The organism is Rhodococcus sp. 21391, from assembly GCF_016772255.1.
GTDB lineage: Bacteria > Actinomycetota > Actinomycetes > Mycobacteriales > Mycobacteriaceae > Rhodococcus_F > Rhodococcus_F opacus.
The window spans coordinates 816083-840654 of sequence record NZ_CP063781.1 but is presented as its reverse complement, the minus strand read 5'-3'; the positions used below and the strand labels follow the sequence as shown (position 1 = coordinate 840654).

At 68.2% G+C, this 24572-nt stretch carries 20 protein-coding genes; 7 read left to right on the top strand and 13 right to left on the bottom strand.

The window, feature by feature from the left end:
- The first annotated feature begins 12 nt into the window (after nucleotides 1-12).
- Complete coding sequence (gene uca / locus GO592_RS03895; RefSeq protein ID WP_050998722.1) at nucleotides 13-3663, top strand: urea carboxylase; 3651 nt, start codon at nucleotides 13-15, stop codon at nucleotides 3661-3663.
- Nucleotides 3663-5408 carry an allophanate hydrolase gene (gene atzF, locus GO592_RS03890; protein ID WP_007301344.1) on the top strand — a complete coding sequence of 582 codons (1746 nt, stop codon included), beginning with the start codon at nucleotides 3663-3665 and terminating at the stop codon, nucleotides 5406-5408. Before uca ends, atzF begins: the two co-directional genes overlap by 1 nt.
- Here the strand turns inward: atzF and GO592_RS03885 are convergent.
- Nucleotides 5405-6262, bottom strand: coding sequence for an SDR family oxidoreductase (locus GO592_RS03885; protein ID WP_007301343.1), 858 nt, complete (start codon nucleotides 6260-6262; stop codon nucleotides 5405-5407). The two genes, atzF and GO592_RS03885, sit on opposite strands and share 4 nt — an antisense overlap.
- A gap of 123 nt (nucleotides 6263-6385) precedes the next feature.
- On the opposite strand from GO592_RS03885, the gene GO592_RS03880 reads away from it, so the two are divergent.
- Nucleotides 6386-6796, top strand: coding sequence for a winged helix-turn-helix transcriptional regulator (locus GO592_RS03880; protein ID WP_005563350.1), 411 nt, complete (start codon nucleotides 6386-6388; stop codon nucleotides 6794-6796).
- On the opposite strand, the gene GO592_RS03875 is transcribed toward GO592_RS03880, so the two are convergent.
- Both GO592_RS03875 and lpdA read right to left on the bottom strand, forming a co-directional pair.
- Nucleotides 6789-7235, bottom strand: a complete 447-nt coding sequence (locus GO592_RS03875; protein WP_007301342.1) for a DUF5709 domain-containing protein — start codon at nucleotides 7233-7235, stop codon at nucleotides 6789-6791. The genes GO592_RS03880 and GO592_RS03875 overlap by 8 nt on opposite strands.
- Before the next feature lie 112 nt (nucleotides 7236-7347).
- Nucleotides 7348-8748, bottom strand: coding sequence for a dihydrolipoyl dehydrogenase (lpdA, locus tag GO592_RS03870; RefSeq protein ID WP_007301341.1), 1401 nt, complete (start codon nucleotides 8746-8748; stop codon nucleotides 7348-7350).
- Nucleotides 8749-8815: 67 nt separating this feature from the next.
- Here lpdA and GO592_RS03865 point away from each other — a divergent pair, with 67 nt between their 5' ends.
- Nucleotides 8816-10903 carry a prolyl oligopeptidase family serine peptidase gene (locus tag GO592_RS03865; RefSeq protein ID WP_257226416.1) on the top strand — a complete coding sequence of 696 codons (2088 nt, stop codon included), beginning with the start codon at nucleotides 8816-8818 and terminating at the stop codon, nucleotides 10901-10903.
- Between the two features lie 39 nt (nucleotides 10904-10942).
- Here GO592_RS03865 and GO592_RS03860 read toward each other — a convergent pair whose 3' ends face one another.
- From GO592_RS03860 to GO592_RS46470, 3 genes are all read right to left on the bottom strand, one after another.
- Complete coding sequence (locus GO592_RS03860; RefSeq protein WP_237720650.1) at nucleotides 10943-11776, bottom strand: alpha/beta hydrolase family protein; 834 nt, start codon at nucleotides 11774-11776, stop codon at nucleotides 10943-10945.
- Nucleotides 11777-11849: 73 nt separating this feature from the next.
- Nucleotides 11850-12893 carry an alpha/beta hydrolase gene (locus GO592_RS03855; protein WP_007301339.1) on the bottom strand — a complete coding sequence of 348 codons (1044 nt, stop codon included), beginning with the start codon at nucleotides 12891-12893 and terminating at the stop codon, nucleotides 11850-11852.
- Nucleotides 12894-13213: 320 nt separating this feature from the next.
- On the bottom strand, nucleotides 13214-13447 hold the full coding sequence (locus GO592_RS46470; protein ID WP_157234353.1) for a hypothetical protein: 234 nt from the start codon (nucleotides 13445-13447) through the stop codon (nucleotides 13214-13216).
- A gap of 239 nt (nucleotides 13448-13686) precedes the next feature.
- Here GO592_RS46470 and GO592_RS03845 point away from each other — a divergent pair, with 239 nt between their 5' ends.
- Nucleotides 13687-13893 carry a PspC domain-containing protein gene (locus GO592_RS03845; protein ID WP_005263939.1) on the top strand — a complete coding sequence of 69 codons (207 nt, stop codon included), beginning with the start codon at nucleotides 13687-13689 and terminating at the stop codon, nucleotides 13891-13893.
- Between the two features lie 214 nt (nucleotides 13894-14107).
- Here the strand turns inward: GO592_RS03845 and groL are convergent, their stop codons facing one another.
- The 5 genes from groL to GO592_RS03820 form a co-directional block, all read right to left on the bottom strand.
- Complete coding sequence (groL, locus tag GO592_RS03840) at nucleotides 14108-15733, bottom strand: chaperonin GroEL (protein WP_005263938.1); 1626 nt, start codon at nucleotides 15731-15733, stop codon at nucleotides 14108-14110.
- A gap of 227 nt (nucleotides 15734-15960) precedes the next feature.
- Nucleotides 15961-16515 (bottom strand): DUF6764 family protein, encoded by a 555-nt coding sequence (locus GO592_RS03835; RefSeq protein ID WP_007301337.1) that lies wholly within the window; start codon nucleotides 16513-16515, stop codon nucleotides 15961-15963.
- An 80-nt stretch (nucleotides 16516-16595) separates the two neighbouring features.
- The gene (locus tag GO592_RS03830) at nucleotides 16596-17375 is read right to left on the bottom strand and encodes an HAD-IIA family hydrolase (protein WP_007301336.1); all 780 of its coding nucleotides are present in this window, start codon (nucleotides 17373-17375) and stop codon (nucleotides 16596-16598) included.
- A gap of 112 nt (nucleotides 17376-17487) precedes the next feature.
- On the bottom strand, nucleotides 17488-18381 hold the full coding sequence (locus GO592_RS03825) for a universal stress protein (RefSeq protein ID WP_007301335.1): 894 nt from the start codon (nucleotides 18379-18381) through the stop codon (nucleotides 17488-17490).
- Between the two features lie 12 nt (nucleotides 18382-18393).
- Complete coding sequence (locus GO592_RS03820) at nucleotides 18394-19395, bottom strand: zinc-binding alcohol dehydrogenase family protein (protein WP_039953070.1); 1002 nt, start codon at nucleotides 19393-19395, stop codon at nucleotides 18394-18396.
- Between the two features lie 147 nt (nucleotides 19396-19542).
- Here GO592_RS03820 and GO592_RS03815 point away from each other — a divergent pair, with 147 nt between their 5' ends.
- Together GO592_RS03815 and GO592_RS03810 are read left to right on the top strand one after the other, a co-directional pair.
- Nucleotides 19543-20706, top strand: a complete 1164-nt coding sequence (locus GO592_RS03815) for a helix-turn-helix domain-containing protein (protein WP_007301333.1) — start codon at nucleotides 19543-19545, stop codon at nucleotides 20704-20706.
- Nucleotides 20707-20791: 85 nt separating this feature from the next.
- A complete protein-coding gene (locus GO592_RS03810; protein ID WP_007301332.1) occupies nucleotides 20792-22048 on the top strand; it encodes an NAD(P)/FAD-dependent oxidoreductase in 1257 nt (418 codons plus the stop codon).
- Between the two features lie 7 nt (nucleotides 22049-22055).
- Here GO592_RS03810 and GO592_RS03805 read toward each other — a convergent pair whose 3' ends face one another.
- Nucleotides 22056-22919, bottom strand: coding sequence for an alpha/beta fold hydrolase (locus GO592_RS03805; RefSeq protein ID WP_039953069.1), 864 nt, complete (start codon nucleotides 22917-22919; stop codon nucleotides 22056-22058).
- A 70-nt stretch (nucleotides 22920-22989) separates the two neighbouring features.
- Entirely contained in the window at nucleotides 22990-24537 is a 1548-nt protein-coding gene (hutH, locus tag GO592_RS03800) for a histidine ammonia-lyase (protein ID WP_007301330.1), read from the bottom strand.
- Nucleotides 24538-24572 lie beyond the last annotated feature (35 nt).

Sequence of the window (24572 nt, the reverse complement as noted above, 5' to 3'; positions counted from 1 at the left end):
GCGTATACAACCATGTCCACAGGGATGAATACGCCGCCGATCGAGTACTCCTTCGACACTCTGCTCGTTGCGAACCGGGGCGAAATCGCCTGCCGCATCATGCGATCGGCGCACCTCCTCGGACTGAAGACGGTTGCGGTCCACTCGGACGCCGATTCGGCGGCCGCGCACGTCGAGATGGCCGACGTCGCCGTCCGGCTGGGGCCGGCTCCCGCCCACGAGTCGTATCTGCGGGCCGACGCCGTCGTGGACGCCGCCCTGGCGACGGGCGCGGGCGCGATTCATCCCGGATACGGCTTCCTGTCGGAGAACGACGCGTTCGCCGCGGCGGCGGAATCCGCCGGAATCGCGTTCGTCGGCCCCACCCCCGAACAACTCCGCACGTTCGGGAACAAGCACACGGCACGCGAGGCCGCCCGCGCCGTCGGCGTCCCGCTCGTCGCGGGCAGCGGGCTCCTCGACTCCGTCGACGATGCCCTGTCCGCGGCCTCCGACATCGGCTATCCGGTGATGATCAAGGCGGTCGGTGGCGGCGGGGGCATCGGCATGCAGGCATGCTTCGACGCCGCCGAACTCCGCGAAGCCTACGACCGCGTCCAGCGCCTCGCCCAGGCCAACTTCTCCTCGTCCGGGGTATTCCTGGAACGCTTCGTCGCCCGCGCCCGGCACATCGAGGTGCAGGTGTTCGGCGACGGACTCGGCCGCACGGTGAGCCTCGGCACCCGCGACTGCTCGCTACAGCGCCGCAACCAGAAAGTGGTCGAGGAGGCCCCGGCGCCCGGGCTCTCCGACGACGTGGTGGAACAACTGCTCAGCTCGTCCCGCAGTCTCGCGTCGTCGGTGAACTACCGGTCCGCGGGAACCGTCGAGTTCGTCTACGACGTGGACCGCGGCGAGGCGTCGTTCCTCGAGATGAACACGCGACTGCAGGTCGAGCACCCGGTGACCGAGGAGGTCACCGGGGTGGACCTCGTCGAGTGGATGCTGAGACTCGCCCGCGGGGACGGTTCCATGCTCGACGGGCTGCCCGACTCCGGACCCGAGATCAGGGGAACCGCCGTCGAGGCCCGCATCTACGCCGAGGACCCCGGCCACGACTACCGTCCCAGCGCCGGACGACTCACCGGGGTAGAGTTCCCGGCTCACACGCGGGTCGAGACGTGGGTCGACACGGGCACCGAGGTGAGTGCCTACTACGACCCGATGCTGGCGAAGGTGATCACCCGCGGGCACCGGCGCACGGCGGCGTTCGCCGCCCTCGCGGAAGCGCTCGCCGACACGCACCTCTACGGGGTCCAGACGAACCTGCCCCAGCTGCGGCGGATCTGCGTCGCCGACACTGTTCTCGGCGCCGAACACACCACGCAGTCGCTGGCCGATCTGCGGCCGACCGGCCGACGCGTCGACGTACTCCGCGCCGGGACGATGACCACCGTGCAGGACCACCCCGGCCGAATCGGACTGTGGGAGGTCGGAATTCCGCCGTCGGGTCCGATGGACGACCTGTCGTTCCAGTTGGTCAATACCGCGGTCGGCAATCCGGTCGGCGCACCGGGACTCGAATGCACCCTGCAGGGGCCGCGCCTCGTGTTCTCGGACGCCACCGTGATCTGCGTCGGCGGCGCCGACACCCCGGTCACGCTCGACGGCGAACCGATCACCCTCTGGGAACCGGTGGAAGCGCCGGCCGGGTCCGTCCTCGACGTCGGCACCCCGGCGGACACGGGCCTGCGCACGTACCTCGCGTTCCGGGGCGGAATCGACGCTCCGCTGTACCACGGCAGCGCGTCCACGTTCACGCTCGGCGGGTTCGGCGGCATCACCGGCAGGGCCGTCACCACCGGTGACGTGCTGGGTCTCTTCGACGACTCGCTGTTCGAGAACACCACGGGTCTCGGCGCGCCGCACCCCGTCCCGGACGACTCGCGCCCCGAGTTCACGCACCTGTGGCATCTCGCCGTCACCGAGGGACCGCAGCCGGCGCCCTCCTACTTCACCGACGCCGACATGGCGCAGTTCTACGACACCACCTGGAAGGTCCAGACCCACGCCAACCGGACCGGCCTCCGGCTCGACGGCCCCAAGCCGGTCTGGTCGAGGACCGACGGCGGTGACGCCGGGCTGCATCCGTCGAACCTGCACGACAACCCGTACAGCGTCGGAGCCCTCAACGTCTCCGGCGACACTCCGATCCTGCTCGGCCCCGACGGCCCGAGCCTCGGCGGCTTCGCGTGCCCCCTCACAGTGGTGAAGGCGCACCGGTGGAAACTCGGGCAGATCAGGCCCGGCGACGACGTGCGGTTCGTCGCCGTCTCCGACGACGGTGCGCACGTGTTGCGGGCTTCGGATTCGTCTCGCAGACTGGACCTTCCGCCCACGTCAACCCGCTCGACGAACAGCGACGGCGGAGTCCTCCGCCGCATCGCGCCCGTACTGGACCGTCCGGAGGTCGCGTACCTCCGCGGCGGCGACGACAACATCCTCGTCGAGTACGGGGACCGGGAACTCGACCTCGGACTCCGCATTCGCGTCCACGCACTGTCGGAAGCGCTGGTCCGGCGTCGCGTTCCGGGCATCATCGACATCACTCCGGGTGTGCGCTCCCTGCACCTGCATTTCGACGCCGACGAACTTTCGGCCGGCCGGTTGCTGGACATCCTCCAGGACATCGAGGAACTGCTGCCGGCGACGCACGATCTGGTGGTGCCGAGTCGCACGGTCCGGTTACCGCTGTCGTTCGACGACCCGTCCATCGCGGAGGCCATCGACCGGTACCACAACGGTGTCCGCGACGAGGCGCCGTGGCTGCCGTCGAATACCGAGTTCATCCGGCGCATCAACGGTTTGGACAGCGTCGACGACGTCCGCGACGCCGTGTTCGACGCCGAGTACCTGGTCCTCGGGCTCGGCGACGTCTACCTCGGCGCGCCCCTGGCCGTGCCCCTCGACCCGCGGCACCGCCTGGTCACCACCAAGTACAACCCGGCGCGCACGTGGACGCCGTCCGACGCGGTCGGGATCGGCGGCAAGTACCTGTGCGTCTACGGCATGGAGTCGCCGGGCGGCTACCAGCTGATCGGCCGCACCGTCCCGATCTGGTCGGGCTACCGGCAGCACCGCCCTTTCGACGAGGGCAAACCCTGGATGTTCCGGTTCTTCGACCGCATCGTGTGGGAACCCGCCACCCCGGATCAGCTGCGCGAGTACCGCGAGCAGGCGGTCGCGGGGCGGTTCGACGCGGAGATCTCCGACGGCACGTTCGCGCTTGCCGACCATCTGAAGTTTTTGCGGGACAATGCCGAATCCATCGCCGAGTTCGACTCCCGGCAGTCCGCGGCGTTCGAGGCGGAGAAGTCCGCGTGGCGCGCGTCGGGCGAATTCGACCGCGTCGAACAGGCTCCCGCACCCGAACCGTCCGCACGGATCGACCTTCCGCCCGGGGCGACGGTCGTCGAAGCTCCCATGGTCGGCAGCGTGTGGCGTGTCGAAGTCGAAACCGGGCAACGCATCGAACCGGGCCAGAACGCCGTGGTACTCGAGGCGATGAAACTCGAGATGCCGGTTGCATTCACCACGTCCGGAACAGTCCTCGAAGTCCTCGTGTCACCGGGCGCGATCGTCGAACCGGGCACCCCTCTCGTCGTGATTGGAGCAGAAAACTGATGACTGTCGATGCCGTGAACCGCGGACAGACCACCCTTTCCCCCACCGCCCGTGTCGAGGACGCATTCCGGCGGGTCGCCGAGGTGGACCGTCCGGAGGTGTGGATCACCCTCCGGCCGGCCGAGCACGTGCACGCGGATGCCCTTGCCGTGCAGGCCCGCCTCGACGCCGGCGAGCACCTCCCCCTGGCCGGGAAGGTCGTGGCGGTCAAGGACAACATCGACGTCGCGGGACTGCCGACGTCGGCCGCATGCCCCGAGTTCGCCTACCTCCCCGACGTCACCGCGAGCGCTGTGCGCCGACTGGTCGAGCAGGGCGCGGTCGTGCTGGGGAAGACGAACCTCGACCAGTTCGCGACCGGACTGGTCGGGACACGCAGTCCGTACGGCGCCGTCCGGTGCTCGTGGGATCCCGAACGAGTGTCGGGCGGATCCAGTTCGGGTTCCGCCGTCGCCGTCGCCCTTGGCATCGCCGACATCGGAATCGGCACCGATACAGCGGGATCCGGTCGGGTCCCGGCCGCGTTCAACGGTCTCGTCGGCATCAAGGCGACACTCGGCGTCATCCCCGCCGACGGAGTGGTTCCCGCCTGCGTCGACTACGACTGCGTCACCGTCTTCGCCACCGAACTCGACACGGCCGTGACCGCCGCCCGCATCATGTCGGGCCCGGCGAGTGCGGACCCGCGGAGCCGCGCGTGGCCGTCCGACGTCCGCCTCGCGGCGCCCGCGCAGCCGAGGCTCGCGATTCCCGCGGAAGAGAATCTCGCGCTGCTGACGCCGGAGTACCGTGAGGCATTCGTCGCCACGGTGGCGTCGTTGACGGACCGAGGCTTCTCTTTCGAGACGGTCGACATCTCCCCGCTCCTCGACGCCGCCCGCCTGCTGTACGACGGCGCCGTCGTCGCCGAGCGGTACACCGCTGTCGGGAAATTCCTCGACACCGCACCGGCGGGCGCCGACCCGGTGGTCACCGCCATCGTCGAGTCGGCGAGGAAGCCGGCGGGCCACGAGTTCGCCGCCGACCTCGACACACTCACCCGCGTCAAGGCGCAGACGCGGGAACTGCTGGCCGGTTTCGACGGCCTCCTGCTGCCCACCACCACCGAACACCCGACCATCGCTGCCGTACAAGCCGATCCGATCGACATCAACCGGCGGATGGGCACGTACACGAACTTCTGCAACCTGCTCGACATGGCGGCCGTCGCGGTCCCGGGCGCCCCGACCGCCGCCGGCGCACCGTTCGGAGTCATGTTCGTGGTGCCGGCGTTCGCCGATCAGGTGGCCGTGGACCTCGCGGCCCGGCTCGTCGCCGTACCGGCGCCCGCCCTCGTCGAGGACGGCGTCGAACTGGCCGTGTTCGGCGCCCACCTGCGCGGGCAGCCCCTGCACTTCCAGCTCGAGGACATCGGCGCACGGTTCGTCGACACCGTCACCACCACCGACGCCTACCGGCTCACCGCACTCGCCACGACACCGCCCAAGCCCGGCCTCGTCCGCCGCGGTCCCGGCGCGGGAGCGGCGATCGTCGGGGAACTGTTCCGGGTGTCGCCCGCCGGGCTGGGCAACTTCCTCGCCGCCCTGCCCGCCCCGATGGCGCTGACGAGCGTCGAATTGTCCGATGGCCGGGCCGTGGTCGGCTTCAGCTGCACCCACGACGCGGTCGACGGGGCCACGGACATCACCGAATTCGGCAGTTGGGTTGCCTACGCCCGTGAGTACTTGTCAACCACGGGCGGTTAATAAGTACTCACGGCAAGGACGGTGGCGGCGGGGGTCGAGTTGCGGCCGATCAGCTTCTGCAGGTCGCCGCTCTCGGTGTCGAGGGCGCCGACGGCGACTCCCGCATCGGAGTCGGCGAGCATGCTCGCGATCGGTGCGGGCAGTCCGGCGCCCTCGAGCACCGCGGCGTACTCGGCCTGCGGAAGGTCCTTGTACGACACCGGCTTTCCGAGGACGGCGGAGACGACCTCCGCCAGTTCGCCGTACGTCAGGCGCTCGTCGCCACCGAGCTCGTACACCTTGCCTGCCTGCCCGTCGGCGAGCAGGACCGCGGCGGCGGCCTCGGCGTAGTCCTTGCGGGCAGCCGCGGCGACGACACCCGTTCCGGCACTGCCGAACAGCGCACCGGTCTCCGCCGCAGCGGGAATGCTGCCGAGGTAGTTCTCCCAGTACCAGCCGTTGCGGAGCAGCGCGAAGTCGATTCCGGACTGCGTCAGCCGGTCCTCCGTGGCGCGGTGTTCCACGGCCAGTCCGATCGGGCTGTTCTGTGCGTCGAGGACGCTGGTGTAGGCGACGAAGCCGACGCCGGCGGTCTTCGCGGCGTCGATCACGTTGGTGTGCTGGGCAACCCGCTGACCGACCTCGCTGCCGGAGACGAGCAGCAGCTTGTCGACGCCGGCGAAGGCGGTCTCGAGCGCGACGCGATCGCTGTAGTCTGCCTGCCTGATCTCTACGCCCCTGTCGGCGAGGTCCGCGGCCTTGGCGGCGGTACGGACCACGGCGACGATGTCGCCGGCGGGTACGCCCTTGTCGAGCAGTGCCTCGACGACGAGTCGTCCGAGGTGTCCGGTTGCTCCTGTGACGGCAATGGTCATGACGAACTCCTAGCGCGTAGTGGTGCGAGTTGACTATTCAAGCTCACCTCCCATCATGCACTAATTTTTCGTAAGTGCAAATGTTTCCGTAAGCACTTCCTGCATGTGGGGTAGACTGGACGTATGTCCGAGCCCGCGCACCCAGCACAGGAAAGTGAAGACCGCACCCTCGAAGCCGACGTCTTCGCACGCGACTGCGCGTCGCGCGAAACGCTGCAGACCGTCACCGGCCGATGGGGTGTGCTCGCGCTCGCGGCGCTGACCGAGGGCAGCTACCGGTTCAGCGCGCTCCGTCGACGCGTCGACGGCGTCAGCGAGCGCATGCTGTCCCAGACATTGCAAGCCCTCGAACGAGACGGCCTCGTGGTCCGCGAAGTGCTCGAAGCCATTCCGCCGAAGGTCGAGTACAGCCTCACGCCGCTCGGCGCCGAGGTCGGCTCACGCCTCATCGGCCTGATCGAACTCGTCGAAGCGCGCGTACCCGACGTCCGGGCAGCGCAGGAGAAATACGACGCCGCTCGCGGCGTCAGCTGAGTTCGTCGAAGTCGGTGTCCTCGTCGACGATGTGGACCGCGGCCTCCTCGGCCGACGCCGCTCCCCCGTCGATGCCGATGTCGGACGCCACGAGGTCCTTCTCCTCGTCCTCGCCCACACCCTCGTCCTCTGCGACGAGCCGGCCCGACCGCAGCCGCCCGACCTCGTTGTCGTCGAGGATCTCCGCGTCGTCGTCTTCCAGAGCCGGGTCGGGCTCCTCCTCCGCGAGCCGCTGATCGAGGGTCTCACCCTCGCGCTGCTCGGCGGCCGTCGTCCCGTACGCGTCGAGGCCGAGCGGCCTCTCCGGAGGCGAATAGCCCTCATCGAGAACGTCGTCCACACCTCGGTCGACCAACGTGTCCTCCGGCTGCAACTGGTCCTCTTCGTCCAGGCTGTACTCGCCCTCGGATCCTTCTGGCGTGCTGTCCGGCATGGTCATCTTCCCCACGATGCCACCGCAGCGGGCACTTCGCCATCGGATCGCGGAAGCAACTTGGGGAGAAACGCGAAGGGCCCGCACAGAGACTGTGCGGGCCCTCTCGGTGTTCGGGTCAGAAGTTGATCATGTGCCCGGCGAGACCGTGGATGGCCTCCTGCAGGGCTTCGCTGAGCGTCGGGTGCGTGTGCACGTTGCGGGCCAGCTCGTTGACCGTGAGGTCCCACTTCTGCGCGAGGGTCAGCTCGGGCAGCAGCTCGGAGACGTCCGGGCCGATCAGGTGCCCGCCGAGCAGTTCGCCGTACTTCTTGTCGGCGATCAGCTTGACGAAACCGGTCGGGTCACCGAGGCCGTGTGCCTTGCCGTTGGCGGTGAACGGGAACGTCGCGACCTTCACGTCGTAACCCTCGTCCTTGGCCTGCTGCTCGGTCAGACCGAAGCTTGCGACCTGCGGCTGGCAGAACGTGGCCCGCGGCATCATCCGGTAGTCCTCGATCGGCAACGTCTCGGCGCCGGCGATCGTCTCGGCGGCCACGACGCCCTGCGCCTCGGCGACGTGCGCCAGCTGCAGCTTCATCGTCACGTCACCGATGGCGTAGATGTGCGGCACCGACGTCTGCATCGTGTCGGTGATGCCGATCGCACCACGATCGAGCTGCACGCCGGTCTTCTCGAGGCCGAAGCCCTCGACGCGGGGCGCGAATCCGACCGACTGCATCACCTTGTCGACCACGACGGTCTCGATGTCGCCGGACTTGTTGTTCTTGATCGAGACGGTGACCTTGCTGCCGTCGTCGTCGATGCTCTGGACGGCGGCACCGGTCTTGATCGTGACGCCGAGCTTCTTGTACTGCTTCTCGATCTCCTTGGACACGTCCGCGTCCTCGTTGGGCAGCGCACGGTCGAGGAACTCGACGATCGTGACGTCCACTCCGTAGTTCTTCAGGACGTACCCGAACTCCATGCCGATCGCGCCGGCACCGACGATGAGGATCGACTCCGGGAGATCGCGGGTGAGGATCTGCTCCTCGTAGGTGACCACGTTCTCACTGAGCGAGGTGCCCGGCAGCAGCTTGGTGGTGGAACCGGTGGCGATGATGGCGTTGTCGAACGTCACCGTCTCCGTCCCGCCCTTGGACAGCTCGACCGAGATGGTGTTGGCGTCGGTGAACGACCCCTTGCCGTCGTACTCGGTGATCTTGTTCTTCTTCATCAAGAAGTGAACGCCCTTGACACGCCCGTCCGCGACCTTGCGGCTGCGGTCGTAGGCGGCGCCGAAATCGAAGGACGCCTCTCCCGAGATGCCGAACGTCTTGGCCTCTTTTGTGAAGAGATGCGCAAGTTCGGCATTGCGGAGAAGTGCCTTGGAGGGGATGCAGCCGACGTTCAGGCACACACCGCCCCAGTACTTCTGCTCGATGATGGCGGTGCTCAATCCCAGCTGTGCCGCGCGGATAGCAGCGACGTACCCACCGGGACCGGCTCCGAGGACAACGACGTCATAGTGTGAGGTCACGGTTGTTCAGGGTAGTCCCGTCCGGAATCGCTGTCTCCACGCGGTCGTATTACCCGCGAGTAGCCTCATCCGTCACACCTTTGCCGCCGCGACCAGGCACGACACCGCCTGCAAGAATGGCGCCATGACGGATCCCTTCCTCTGGCTCGAAGATGTCACCGCGGAACGGTCACTCGACTGGGTGCGCGAGCGCAACGCCCGCACGCTCGCCGAGTACACCGAGAACGCCCAGTTCTCCGCGCTCGAGAGCCGGATCCTGGACGTGCTCGACACGGACGACCGGATCCCCTACGCCGGCATGCGCGGCGAGTACCTGTACAACTTCTGGCGCGACGGTGACCACAAACGCGGCATCTGGCGGCGCACCACGCTCGAGCAGTACCGCACGGAGAACCCCGAGTGGGACGTCCTGCTCGACGTCGACGCCCTCGCCGAACAGGAGGGCGAGAACTGGGTGTGGGCCGGGGCCAGCGTGCTGCGACCCGAGCAGTCACGCGCCCTGCTGTCGTTCTCGCGTGGTGGCGCAGACGCGTCCGTGGTGCGCGAATTCGACATCGAGAAGCGCGAATTCGTCGGCGGTGACCACGCATTCGACGTCCCCGAGGCGAAGACCAGCATCAGCTGGATCGACACGGACACCGTGTACGTCGGGACCGACTTCGGCGAAGGCTCGATGACCGACTCCGGCTACCCGAGAATCGCGAAACGCTGGCATCGCGGCACCCCGCTCACCGAGGCGGTCACCGTCTTCGAGGGTGAGACCACCGACGTGTCCGTCGGCGCCTCGTACGACGACACCCCCGGATACGAGCGGCACTTCGTCGGCCGGTCCATGGACTTCTACAATTCCGAGCGCTACCAGCTGCTCCCGGACGGGTCGAAGGTCCGGATCGACACCCCCGACGACGCGGGCTCGTCCGTGTACCGCGACTGGTTGACCATCCGTCCGCGCACCGACTGGGACGTGGACGGCACCGTTTACCCGGCCGGGTCGCTGCTCGCCGCGAACTACTCCGACTTCCTCGCCGGGTCACGCGAGCTGACGCCACTGTTCACCCCGGACGAGCACACGTCCCTCGAGCAGGGAACGTGGACCCGGAACCACCTTCTCCTCGTGCGACTGTCGGATGTGCAGACCAAGCTGTCTGTGCTCACACCGAACGACACCGGGTGGGAGGAGAAGCCTCTCGACGGCGTACCGGAACTCACGGCGAGCGGAATTATCAGCACCGATCCCCGCACCAGCGACAGCTTCTTCGTCAACTCCAGCGGATTCACGACGCCGGCGACGCTGCTGTACGGCACGGTCGGTGGACCGCTCGAACCCGTCAAGCAGGCGCCGTCGTTCTTCGACGCAGACGGCATGTCCGTGGCGCAGCACTTCGCGGTGTCCGACGACGGAACCGAGATCCCCTACTTCGTGGTGCGCCGCGACGACGTCACCGGCCCCTGCCCCACCATGCTGTACGGATACGGCGGCTTCGAGAACTCGATGGTCCCGGGGTACAGCGGTTCGGTCGGGTTCGCGTGGCTCGAACGCGGCGGCGCGTACGTGGTGGCGAACATCCGCGGCGGCGGCGAGTACGGCCCGTCGTGGCACACCCAGGCGGTGCGGGAGGGTCGTCACAAGGCGTTCGAGGACTTCGCCGCGGTCGCTCGCGACCTGGTGGCCCGCGGCATCACGACGTCGAAGCAGCTCGGGATCCAAGGCGGCAGCAACGGCGGACTCCTCATGGGCGTCATGCTCACCCGCTACCCGGAACTGTTCGGGGCGATCGTGTGCCAGGTTCCGCTCCTCGACATGAAGCGGTACCACCTGCTGCTCGCCGGGGCGTCGTGGATGGCCGAGTACGGCGATCCGGACAACCCGGACGACTGGAAGTTCATCAGCGAGTACTCGCCGTATCAGAACACCGACGCGACCGCGCACTACCCGCCGATCCTCGTCACCACGTCCACCCGCGACGACCGCGTCCACCCCGGCCACGCCCGCAAGATGACGGCACTGCTCGAGGAGCAGGGCCACGAGGTCTGGTACTACGAGAACATCGAGGGCGGGCACGGCGGGGCCGCGGACAACGCGCAGGCCGCATTCAAATCGGCGCTCACGTTCACGTTCCTGTGGGAGCAACTCACCCGTGACTACGTCCCGTGAGTACTTCTCAACCGCCCGCGGTTGACAAGTACTCACGGGTCAGGTGTGGTCGTGGATCCACTCGACGATCCGGTCGACGGTGCCGGCGGGGTCGCGGATCCACCCGTTGTGGCCCAGCGGCTGCGGCTGGTGCCACAGCGTGACGTCGGCGTTCGGGAGCTTCGCGAGGAGGTTCTTCGCCGAGGATTCCGGCGCCAGATCGTCTCCTTCGACGGTCACGGCCAGCACCGGCAGTTTCAGCCGGGCGATGCGTTCCTCGTAGTCGATGTCGGCGCCGTCGGGTTCGATCCTGCCGGTGCGGGCGAATCGCGACCAATCGGTGATCAGCGCCTTCGACTGCCGCCCGAACCCTCCGATGTCGAGTTTGTCGCCGGGCCAGAACCCCGCAAGGTTGGCCGTCATCGACATCGCCGCGGCGCCGACCAGCATCCGCGGGGCATGGATGCCGGGGAACCCCCGGTGATACGGCGACCCGGACGCGACGAGCACGATCCCGCCGAGCCGGCCGCGGATCCGGGCCGCGTACATCACGCCGAGCTGACCCCCCATGCTGTGTCCCAGCAGGAAGGGCGTGGCGGCGGGAAATCGCTCCCGCACCACTTCGAAGATTGCGGGAAAGTCGAGGGCCACCAGTTCGTGGTAGCCGTACGTGCTGGCGCTGCTCGGGCGGGGACGACTGTCGCCTTGGCCGCGGAGCTCGCCGATTGCCGCGTTGAACCCCCGGGACACGAGTTCCTCGGCGAAGGGTTCGTAGTAGCCGGCGGGAATTCCCAGGCCGGGAAACACGACGATGACGGGGGCCTCGTCCGGGCCGGGAAACAGGCGAACCGGAGTGGTGGTTCCGTCGGGCATCTGGATCGGTACTGTCTCCACTTCGTCAGACTAGACGGCTCGACCCCCGCAGATCCGGGATCTGCGGGGGTCGAGTCTCATCCGAGACCGGTGATTACAGGCCGATCGACGCGGCGAGCATCGGCCACGACTTGTGCAGGTCTTCCTGCCAGTACGACCACGAATGCGTGCCGACGGGCCGGAAGTCGAACGTTGCGGGAATCTGCAGTTCGTTCAGTTTGTCCGCGAGCGCGTGGGTGCACTGGTTGGTGGCCGCCTCGATGGCGCCGCCGAGGAGGATCTGGTTGGCGAGCGTTCCGACGTCGCCGTTGATCCCCGGCCCGTTCAGCTGGTCGCCGGGCCCGGGCAGTCCGGATCCGTTGCTGACGTAGATGTCGAGTCCGCGCAGCTTCTCCGCGTTGATGTACGGGTCGTTGGCCGTCCACCCGGGGCCGTCTTCCGGTCCCCACATGTTGGAGGTGTCGCCGCCGCCGCGGCCCTCGACGACCAGCCGCACGTACGTACGGCCGGGGTCCGTGCTGGTCATCGCACAACCGCTGTAGGCGCCGACGCTCTCGTACAGGCCGGGAGCCGACTGCGCCAGGCTGAGCACCGAACTACCCGCCATCGAGATACCGGCGATCGAGTTGACGCCGTTGGTGCCGAGCGCGGAGTCCACGATGGGCGGAAGTTCCTGCGTGAGGAACGTCGTCCACTTGTTGTTGCCCAGTTCCGGGTCGGACTGCTCCCAGTCCGTGTAGTAACTGAACGCGCCCTCCATGGGCGTGACGACGTTGACGTTCTTGTCCGCGAAGAAATCGACGACATCGGTCCTGGCCTGCCACGTGGCGGAGTCCTCGCCGCCGCCCGCCCCGTTGAGCAGGTACAGCGTGGGCCTCGGTGCGCTCGTGTCCGCGGGAGTGATGACCCGCAGCGGAATCTCCCGGTCCATGGAGGCCGAATACACCTGCATGGTCAACTGCCGGTCGTCGATCTCGTCGGTGCTCACCAGGTGGGAGCCACCGGCCGCGACACTGGTGTCTCCGGTCGGATCGGCGGAAGCGGACGCCTGGACTCCGAGGCACGGAATCGCCGTGGTCAGAGCAACCGCGAGCGCAAAACGAATCCCGTACCTACCCGCTGTCGTGCGGTTGACCATCCTTCACCTTCCGTCTGGACGCTGCTCGCACCTTCTCCGAGCACCGAAACTGGGGCCCACAGTGTTGCATGTGGGCCCCAGAATCAGCGAAGTTCGGTCTATCCGCCCATTGAGCCGGAGAGGAGGGGCAGCAGGGTCTGAATGATCTGCAGAAAGCTCATGATTTCCGAAGAGAACATAAAAACTCCTGATCGTCGTGTGGGTTTGCTCCGCGCCCGTCATGACGCTTTGTCCTTTGTACCGGACCCGACGCGTCAGCCAAAGAGAATCTAGATAACATTTCGAACAGTTACCGGTGCATCACGAGTTTGATTTTCTGGTTATTCCCCAATTACTCCCCTCGCACGGCCTACCACCAGCGGATCTACCGTTCCGCTCGGGTCGAACACCTTGTTGCCGTAATCAAACAGCGACAAAACATACTTCATGCCATAGATTCGAGCGCATTTCTTGCCATTGCCCTTGGCTGCAGTCCACAGTGTGATATCGGTATCCGTGAAGCGGAGCATGCTTTCCTTGGCTGCGGTATAAGCCGACCATTTTCCGAGCCACACAATGTCCCTCTGCGCCTATTTCCGTCGGCGCCCCGGGTCGACCTGACGGAGGGCGAGCCTCGACCAGCCCGAAGTCCTCCACGAGCCTGTTCCCGCCGACAGCGGCGCAACAGAGTCGCCGCGACGAAGCAGACAGGAACGACACGACGCCGCGGCGCGGGCACTCAGGGTGAAAGACCAGGGTCGGGATCGGGGTACATCCCGATGTGCCGGCAGGTCTCGCCCAACAGAATGGGAGCATGACATTCGAGAGCAACACTCCCCGCCAGTTCACCCGTTCCGACAACCAGAAGATGCTCGCAGGCGTCTGCGGCGGCATCGCCGAATACTTCTCGGTGGACGTCAACCTCGTCCGGCTGCTCACCGTGGTCGCCACGCTGGTCACCGGCGGCACCGCGGCCCTCGTCTACCTCGCCGCCTGGATGCTGATGCCGGCCGGACACTGACCCGGGCGACACCGAAAAGCACTGTGGCCGTGTAACGAATCCACGGCCACTGCCGACAGGAGATCTGCCGACGCGCACACGGGAAGGGGCGGGTCACCGACACGAAAGAGCCCGGGACACCAGATGGTGTCCCGGGCTCTTCGAGCACTTCGTGCCCGTGAGTGGTAGGCGAGTCCGAGGACTCCTCAATCACTCACAGGAGGCGTAGCCGCCTTTAGAAGTCCATACCGCCCATGCCGCCGGTCGGGTCGCCCACGGGCGCTCCGGCCTTCTCCGGCTTGTCGGCGACGACGGCCTCGGTGGTCAGGAACAGAGCCGCGATGGACGCTGCGTTCTGCAGCGCGGAGCGGGTGACCTTGACCGGGTCGTTGATGCCGGCTTCGAGCAGGTCGCCGTACTCGTTGGTCGAGGCGTTGAGGCCGTGACCTGCGGGCAGGTTGCGAACCTTCTCGGCAACGACGCCGGGCTCGAGGCCCGCGTTGAAGGCGATCTGCTTCAGCGGTGCTTCGAGGGCGACGCGAACGATGTTCGCACCGGTGGCCTCGTCACCTTCGAGCTTCAGGTCGTCGAGCGCGGGAGCCGACTGCAGCAGAGCCACGCCACCACCGGCGACGATGCCCTCTTCGACGGCAGCCTTGGCGTTACGCACGGCATCTTCGATGCGGTGCTTGCGCTCCTTGAGCTCCACCTCGGTGGCAGCGCCGGCCTTGATGACTGCAACGCCACCGGCCAGCTTGGCCAGGCGCTCCTGCAGCTTCTCGCGGTCGTAGTCGGAGTCGCTGTTCTCGATCTCGGCGCGGATCTGCGCCACGCGACCGGCGATGGCCTCGGGGTCTCCCGCGCCTTCGACGATGGTGGTCTCGTCCTTGGTGATGACGACCTTGCGTGCCTGGCCGAGCAGCTCGAGTCCGGCGGTCTCCAGGGAGAGGCCGACCTCTTCGCTGATGACCTCGCCACCGGTGAGGATAGCGATGTCGGCGAGCTGAGCCTTGCGACGGTCACCGAAGCCGGGAGCCTTGACGGCCACGGACTTGAAGGTGCCACGGATCTTGTTGACCACCAGGGTGGACAGGGCTTCGCCCTCGACGTCCTCGGCGATGATGACCAACGGCTTGCCGGACTGGATGACCTTCTCCAGCAGCGGCAGCAGGTCCTTGACCGTGGAGATCTTGGAGCTCACGAGCAGGATGTACGCGTCCTCGAGGACGGCTTCCTGACGCTCCGGGTCGGTGGCGAAGTACGCCGAGATGTAGCCCTTGTCGAAGCGCATGCCCTCGGTGAGCTCGAGCTGCAGGCCGAAGGTGTTGGACTCCTCGACCGTGATGACGCCTTCCTTGCCGACCTTGTCCATGGCCTCGGCGATGAGCTCGCCGATGGACGGGTCGCCTGCGGAGATACCAGCGGTAGCAGCGATCTGCTCCTTGGTGTCGATCTCCTTGGCGGTCTCGAGCAGACGCACGGTGACGGCCTCGACGGCCTTCTCGATGCCGCGCTTCAGACCCAGCGGGTTGGCGCCGGCAGCGACGTTGCGGAGACCCTCACGGACGAGAGCCTGGGCGAGAACGGTAGCGGTGGTGGTTCCGTCGCCGGCGACGTCGTCAGTCTTCTTGGCGACCTCCTTGACCAGCTCGGCACCGATCTTCTCGTAGGGGTCCTCGAGCTCGATCTCCTTGGCGATGGAAACACCATCGTTGGTGATCGTGGGGGCGCCCCACTTCTTCTCGAGCACGACGTTGCGACCCTTGGGGCCCAACGTCACCTTGACTGCGTCGGCGAGGGCGTTGAGTCCCCGCTCGAGGCCGCGACGGGCCTCTTCGTCGAACGCGATGATCTTGGCCATTGCGAAGTGATCCTCCGGATTGGGGGTGACACACAAGGCGACCGCTAGTCGGGTCGCCTCATTTACGCCTTCGGCCGAGTTCGGTGCCCGCGACGGACGACCAGGGGTGTCTTTGGTTCCCGGTCTCACCGTCCCGACCTGGCACTCACGCGTCGTGAGTGCCAAGTGCATTTTTAGCACTCGGACAGGGTGAGTGCAAGGTCGGGACGGAACCGGTGGCCGGGCGATCAGCACATCGCGCACACCTGACCGGTGTTCACGTTGAACGCGAGGGACAGGGCACCGACGCAGTCGACGCCATTCGCGTCGGCAGTCGCACCCGAACCCCACCCGGCGATCGCGACGGTGGTGGTGCCGTCGGCCGCACCGGAACGGGCGATGCCGCCGCCGAGCGCGAGCGCGTACGCCTGCCCCGAGCCGGTCGACGCACCGAGCGACGTTCCGTATCCGTTGGCGTACGTGGTGGCGCCGCTGTGTCCGTTGGCGACGCTCACCGCGGTGCCGCTGTCCGCGGCCATCGCGTGGGCGACGCCGGCGTCGGTCGCCTTGGCGCCGCAGCTCGCGGTGTCCGACACCTGGACGTCGTTCGCCGACGGCGGGGAGACACAGTTGACGGGGGCGGCACCGGCGACGCCTGCGCCGGCCACCGAGATTCCCGCCGCGACGCCCAGACCCACGGCCATCGCCGCTCCCACACGTGCCAGCCGTCGGCCGAACAGAGACGAGATACGAGTACGAGATGCCGAGGCGGTCGAGGTGACGGGTGTGGAGACAGCGAGCATGGAAGCTCCTTCTGGGAACGTCGAATTGGAGGATTCGCCGCGAGAGTACCCGCTCGCGGGCGGTTAGTCCCGGACCGCGGTCAGGCGAGTTCGTCGAGGAGCTTCGGCAGCTGCGCGACCGAGTCGACGACGTGGTCCGGACGCTGCGGGGCGAGGTCCAGAATCGACTGGCGGAACTTGCCCGTCCGCACCAGCACGCCGATCAGTCCCACCCGCTGCGCGGCCAGGACGTCACCCGTCAGATCGTCACCGACCATCACCGTCACGTCCGGTTCCGTGCCCATCAGATCGGTGGCGGTGAGGAACGCCGCGAGCGACGGTTTGCCCACCGAGACGACGTTGGTTCCCGCGACCTCCTCCATACCGGGGAGGTAGGTGCCCGTGTCGATGCGCAGCCCGTCGTGGGTGGCCCATGTGGTGCCCCGGTGCATCGCGACGACGGGGACACCGTCGAGCATCAGCTCGACCACACGGCTGAGTGCGTCGTGGGTGAATTCCGGCCCGGCCCCACCGAGGATCACCACCTCGGGGTCGTCGTCGTCCAGTTCGATCCCGGACAGATCGGCCGTGATGTCGCCGCTGTTGAGGACCCAGGCCCGCGCCCCGGGGTAGGTCGACCGGACGTACTCCGCGGTGAGCCGGGCCGCCGTGACGATCTCGTCGGCGTCGGCCTCGATGCCCGCCGACCGCAGGGCGTCGGCGATCTCGTCGCACGTCCGGGACGTCGTGTTGGTGAGGTAGGCGCACGCGAGTCCGCGCTCGCGCACCTCCCGCACCGCGGCGGCGGCACCGTCGATCGGATGCCACGAAGTAACCAGCACCCCGTCGATATCGAGCAGGACACCCTCGACCCCAGCCATGACAGGAGCCTATCCGCGCGGCTCGGACGGTGTCACTGCCGAGCCCGGCTCGGACGGTGTCACTGCCGAGCCGGCTCGGACGGTGTCACTGCCGAGCCCGGCTCGGACGGTGTCACTGCCGAGCCCGGCAGACGAGGACGGGACAGGGTGCGTGGTGCACCAGATTCTGGCTGACGGATCCGAGCAGGGCACCCAGCACCTTGCCGCGGCCGTGGCTTCCGACCACCAGCAGTTGCGCCCGCGTCGCGTGCCGCAGCAGGACGTCGGCGGACACCCCCTGCGTCGTCACCGCGTTCACCGGCACGTCCGGGTACTCGTCCCGGATGCCGGCGAGGCATTCGGACACGATGGCCTTCTCCCCTTCCTCGTAGGCGGTCCAGTCCACGTACTTCGACGCATGGGCGAGCCCGTGTTGCTTCTCGCCGCTCCACGCGTGCACCACGTCCAGACCGACGCCGAACGCGGACGCGAGTGCGAACGCTTCCTCGACGGCCTTCTCGCTGACCTGGCTGCCGTCCACGCCGACGACGATCGGGCGGGTGTCCGGTGCCGCCGTCACGGACGCGCCGCGGACGACCGCGACGGGGCTGTGTGCGTGGTTGACCGTCCGGAGCACGGTGGACCCGAGGAGGTAGTCGGTGACCGCGCCCGCACCCTGCGCACCGAGCGCCACGATCCGCGCCGCCCTCGACAACTCGATCAGGTGGGACGCCGCCGCGCCCGACCGGACGTCGCGCTCGACGGCGAGTCCGGGATGGTCCTGCAAGACGGCTGCGGTGGTGGCGTCGAGCATCGAGTTGCCGTCCTCGCGCAGTTCCTGGATGAACTGGGCGTCGATCATCATCGCGGTGCCGTTGTAGAACGTGGCCTCGTCCGGGTACGTGTGGGCGAGCAGGAGTGGGGCGTGCAGCCGGACCGCCGTGCCCGCGGCCCAGCGCGCCGCGTCGAGCGCGGCGCGGGAACCATCGACGCCGACGACCACGGGCGCCCCTGCATGTTCGCTCATATCTCTCTCCCTCTACGGCTCGAGAACTGCTGCACCGCTGAACTTTCCGCCGGCCAGGTCACGCAGGGCCCGGTCGGCGCGGTCGAGTGGGTACGGGTGGGTGTCGATACTCAGCCGGTGCTCCGCTGCGATGCGCAGGAATTCGACGGAATCCGAACGGGTATTGGCGGTGACGCTGCGGATCTGCCGTTCCCGGAACAGATGCCGCTGATACTCGAGCGCGGGAATGTCGGAGAGGTGGATCCCCGCGACGGCGAGGGTGCCGCCGTCGGCGAGCGCCTCCATCGCGACGGGCACCAGATCGCCCACCGGGGCGAACAGAATCGCGGAGTCGAGGGGTTCCGGCGGCACGTCGCGCACTCCCTGCACGGACGCCGCCCCGAGTCGCTGCGCCAGCGCACGGGCCTCCGCCCCACGCGTCATGACGTGCACCCGGGCGCCGCGGATCGACGCGACCTGGGCGGTGAGGTGCGCGCTGCCGCCGAACCCGTAGAGGCCCAGTGCACCGCCGTCGGGGACCGCGGCACGTTCGAGTGCGCGGTAGCCGATGATCCCGGCGCACAGCAGTGGTGCGAGTTCGGTATCCGTGTAGCCGTCCGGCAGGTGCAGCGCGTAGTCGGCCGGGACCGTTGCGAATTCGGCGTATCCGCCGTCCGCATCCCAACCCGTGTATTGCGACTGCCTGCACAGGTTCTCCGAACCGCGCAGGCAGGCCGCGCAGTGTCCGCAGGTGTGACGCAGCCAGGCGATACCCACCCGGTCGCCGACAGCGAAGGTCCCCGACACCGAATCACCCAGTGCGGCAACCTCCCCCACCACCTCGTGGCCGGGAATCACCCGGGACCGGTGCACGGGCAGGTCACCTTCGGTCACGTGCAGGTCGGTGCGGCACACTCCGCACGCCAGCACCTTCACGAGAAGTTCGCCCGGTCCCGGCTCGGGAACGGCCTCACGTCCGAGTTCCAGGGGGTGGCCCGCGACGGGGCCGGGCGCGACCACGCGCCACGCGGCCATCGTTCCGGGTCCGCCCTGCGCCGCCGCCATACTCCCACAATGCCCGTGCGGGGTGGCCACCGCCAGGACCCGGAGGCTCGTGTCTCGAGGACACGGTGTCGCGGCGAAGACCGGGCCGGACCGTCCCTGGCAACTAGGCTCCCAGACATGGACCTGCGCGGTGAAGACCTGTTCACGGTGGCGGGGTCGCTGGCCGAGCTGATCGGCGCGCCGATCACGATCGAGGACGAGAACTCGACGGTTCTGGCCTATTCGAGCGGCGAGCAGGCCGTGGACCAAGCCCGCATCGAGACCATCCTGGGACGGCAGGTGCCCGGGAAGTACCGGCAGCTCCTCGCGGACGCCGGTATCTTCGAACGCCTGCATCGCGACACCGACGTCTTCTACGTGGACATGCGGATGCCGAACATGACTCCCCGCGCGGTGATCGCGGTGCGGGACGCGGGACGCTCGGTCGGGTCCATCTGGGCGGCGATGACGTCCGCCCCCACCCCGGAACAGGAATCGATCCTGCGGTCCGCGGTCCCCGTCGTCGCCGAACACATCGCGGCGGAGCGGGAACGGGTGGACGTGACGCGCCGGATGCAGGTCGACCGGGTGCGCGCACTGATCAACGGTGGCGAGCCCGCCTTCCGTGCCGCCGACGACCTCCGGCTGGAGGGAAGGCTGACCGTCGCGGCGGCCGCCCCGGTCGCGGTCGGGCGCCCACTGCCGTCCGGCTTGCTCGCCTCCCTCGGCCTGTACCTCGACACGTTGGCGGTCGATTCGGTCGCCGCCCAGCTCGACGACGTCATCTATGTGGTCATCGCCGCATCGGAGAAGGACGTCCGGCGACTCGCCGAGAATTTCCTCGGTCGCGCCCGCAGCGGGGCCGCGTTCGTGGTCGCCGTCGGGCGCGAAGTGACCACGGCGAGCCAGGCTCACCTGTCGCGGGGGGACGCCGACCGGGTCCTCACCGTCCTGCAGCACGCCCGGTCCGGCGGTGTCGTCGGTTCGATGCGGGACAGTCTCGCGTCGGTGCTGGCGTTGCGCGTCGCGGACATCTTCGACGGCCTGGGCGAGCTCACCCCGCTCGCCGCGCTGACCCGGCACGACGAGCAGCACGGTACCGATCTCGTGGCCACGGCCCGTGCCTTCCTGGCCCATGGCGGCGATGTCGCCGATGCGGCGGCCGCACTGCACGTGCACCCCAACACCCTGAGGAACCGGCTGCGACGCTCCGTCGATTCGTGCGATGTGGACCTGACCGACGCGGACACCCGGCTCATCCTGATGTTGCATCTGAAGCTGACGGGACTGCGGGATATGTGACCCCTGGCCGATTGCACAGGGGTCACTGTCCGGGACTGGCCGAACGGCTACTCCCCCGGCGCCGTCGCCGACCGATGATGGAGTCATGAGCACAGTGCAGCGCCCTGACCATGTCGCGATCGTCGGAGCAGGCGTCGTCGGATTGTCCACGGCGTGGTTCCTTCAGGAGCGTGGCGTGCGCGTCACGGTCGTCGACCGGCACGGTGTCGCGTCGGACGCGTCCTGGGGCAATGCGGGTTGGCTCGCACCGGCATTGACGTTGCCGCTGCCCGAGCCCGCCGTGTTGAAGTACGGGCTGCGCGCGATGCTGAATCCGTCGTCGCCGGTCTACGTTCCGTTCACGACCGATCTGCGCCTGGTGCGTTTCCTCGTCGGCTTCGCGCGGCACTGCACACCCTCCCGGTGGACGGACGCGATGACGGTATTCGCCGAGGTCAACCGGATCTCCCTGGGCGCCTACGACGAACTCGCGGACGGCGGCGTGCGGGAGCACACCCATCTCGCCGACCCGTTCCTCACCGCGTTCAAGTCGGACGAGGACCGCGAAGCGCTCGTCGACGAGTTCCGTCACGTCGAGGCCGCTGGCGGGGAGGTCGAGTACGACCGCGTCGACAGGGACGAGATCCACTCTCTCGAGCCGAGTCTCGGTAACGGTGTGCACTCCGGTCTGAGGCTGCGCAACCAGCGCTTCATCGACCCGCCGCGCTTCGTGCACTCACTCGCCGACGCCGTCCGGGCCCGTGGCGGCGAGATCAGGTCCGGCTTCGACGTGACGGCTGTGCAGGATCGGGGACAGTCAGGGGTCCGGCTGGTCTCGGCCACCGGCGACGCGGTAGCCGCCGATGCCGTCGTCATCGCCAGCGGCGCACGCCTCAATGCACTCGCCCGCCCGTTCGGTGTCCGCGCCCTCGTGCAAGCCGGCCGCGGCTACAGCTTCAGCGTCCAGCCCCAGCAGATGCCGAAGAACCCGATCTACTTCCCCACCCAGCGAGTGGCGTGCACGCCCTTGCAGGACCGTTTCCGCGTCGCCGGAATGATGGAATTCCGCAGTCCGGACGCACCGCTCGACCCGCGCCGGGTCCAGGCGATCATCGAGGCCGCGACGCCCATGTTCACCGGCATCGACTGGGAATCGCGTCGGGAGGAGTGGGTCGGGTCCCGGCCCTGCACCACCGACGGACTTCCGCTCGTCGGCGCCACCCGCTCCCCCCGCGTGCACGTGGCGGGCGGTCACGGAATGTGGGGCATCGCTCTGGGGCCGCTCACCGGACGCATGCTGGCCGACTCCATGACCGGCGGCGAGGTTCCCGGTGTCATGCGGCATTTCGACCCGCTGCGCTGAGCGCGGCTCAGGAACGGGCTGCCCAGAATCTGCGCAATTCGACGACCAGTTCGCGCGACCGCTCGTCGGGGAAGAACAACTTGCCACCCCGGATCTCCACGACTTCCCGCGCTCCCGGGATGAGGTCGCGCAGCCAGTAGGCCCACTTCGTCCGGAAGAACACGTCGCCGGTGCCCCACACGACGAGTGTGGGCACCTTGAGTGCCGCGAGGTCCGACTCGACCGCGAGCAGGTCGCGTGGATGGAGGGACGCGATCCAGCGCTGGAAAAGTAGTGCTCGGTCGTGGGTGCCGAGCAGCGGCTCGACGTACGACGCCACGACTTCCTCCGGCAGTGATCGCACGTTCTGATACCCACTGCCGTACAACAACTTGCGAGCCCTCGACACGTTCCTCGCCAGCGGTCGCGCAATTCGGGCGAGCAGTCCCGCCCGGGCGAGCAGCACGGCGGGAAGGAACGCCTTCGGCGGCACGTTGTCGTGGGTTTCGCAGTTCGTCAACGTCAGCGACGACAACCTGTCGGGGTGCCGGGCCGCGAAGATCTGCGCGACCGCCCCACCGGTGTCGTTGGCGACGACGTCGACCTTCGACAGCCCCAGCGCGTCGCACGTGGCCGCGACCACGTCGGCGAGTGCGCCGAGGGTGAAGTCCTGATCGGGCGCGGCGGGGGTGTGACCGTGCAGCGGGAGGTCGAGGGCGACGCACCGCCGTTCTCCCTCGAGTTGACGGATCACGTTGCGCCAGAGGTAGCCGGAGGTCCCGACACCGTGAATGAAGAAGGCCACAGGGCCGGTGCCGGAATCGAGGCAGCTCACCGGACCACGGTCCGTGTCGACGGCCTTCCTTCGTGTGTCGAACTCCGCGAGAGTCATGAGGACCATCTCCTGCATTCCACGGTAGTTCGCAAAGCTCGAGGCATCAACGGGCCGTGGGGCACGCCGCTCAGTCCAGCTTTCCCACCACCGTCTCCGCGCTCGCGACCAGCGCGCCGGAGGCCGCGAGGGTGACCGCGGCCTCGATTTCCGGCGCGAGGTGACGGTCGGTTCCCGGTCCGGGAACGTGCTCGCGGATCGTGTCCCGCACCGCACCCGTCGCGGGCGACGGCGCCAGCGGGGCACGCAGGTCCAGCGCACGAGCGGCCGTCAACGCCTCGATCGCCAGGACCCGGGTCAGTCCGTCGACCGCCCGGCGCAGCTTCCGGGCGGCCGACCACCCCATCGACACGTGGTCCTCCTGCATCGCCGACGACGGAATCGAGTCCACACTCGCCGGCGCCGCCAGCCGCTTCAGCTCCGAGGCGATCGCCGCCTGGGTGTACTGCGCGATCATGTGGCCGCTGTCCACCCCCGGATCGTCGGCCAGAAACGGGGGCAGCCCGTGATTGCGGGCGACGTCGAGGAAGCGGTCGGTGCGGCGCTCGCTCATGCTCGCCACGTCCGCGACAACGATGGCCAGGAAGTCCAGCACGTATCCGACCGGCGCCCCGTGGAAATTGCCGTTCGACTCCACCCGCCCGTCCAGCGTGACCACCGGATTGTCGATTGCGCTCGCCAGTTCCCACGACGCCACCCGCTCGGCGTGCGCGAGCGTGTCCCGCGCCGCCCCGGCCACCTGCGGTGCGCACCGCAACGAGTAGGCGTCCTGGACCACGGTGCAGCTGGGATTGGCGTGGCTCTGCACGATCTCCGAGCCGGCGAGCAACCGGACCATGTTCGCGGCGGCGCGGGCCTGTCCGGGGTGCGGCCGGAGCGCCTGCAGATCGGGGGCGAACACCTTGTCGGTGCCGAGCAGCCCCTCCACACTCATCGCCGCTGTGACGTCGGCCAGACGCAGCAGCCCGTGCAGGTCCTCGCACGCCAGCAGCAGCATGCCGAGCATGCCGTCGGTGCCGTTGATGAGGGCCAGCCCCTCCTTCTCCTCGAGGACCACCGGTGCGATACCGGCGGCGGACAGCGCCTTCGCAGCCGGCATCGATTCGCCGTCCGCGTCCCGCACCGTGCCCTCACCGATCACCGCGAGCGCGACATGGGCCAGCGGCGCCAGGTCGCCGGAGCACCCGAGACTGCCGTATTCGTGGACCACCGGAGTGATCCCCGCCGACAGGAGCGACGCGTAGACCTGCGCGACTTCCGGCCGCGCACCGGTCCTGCCGGTGGCCAGGGTCGACAACCGGAGCAGCATCAGGGCACGCACGACCTCACGTTCCACCTCCGGGCCGTTTCCGGCGGCATGCGAGCGCACCAGACTGCGCTGCAGCTGCGCCCGTAGCGCAGAGGGTATGTGCCGGGTGGCGAGGGCCCCGAAACCCGTCGAGATCCCATACACGGGCTTCGGATCCTCGGCCAGCGCCTCGATGCGCTTCCGGGTTTCCGCCATGGCCGACATCGCGTCCCGCGAGATCCGCACCGGCGCGCCGAGACGCGCCACCCGGATCACTTCTTCGGCGGAGACCGCTCCGGTTCCGACAACGACAGACTCTTCGGCTCCCACAACCCCCAGTCTCCCCCGGGGTCGGGCGGAGAGTG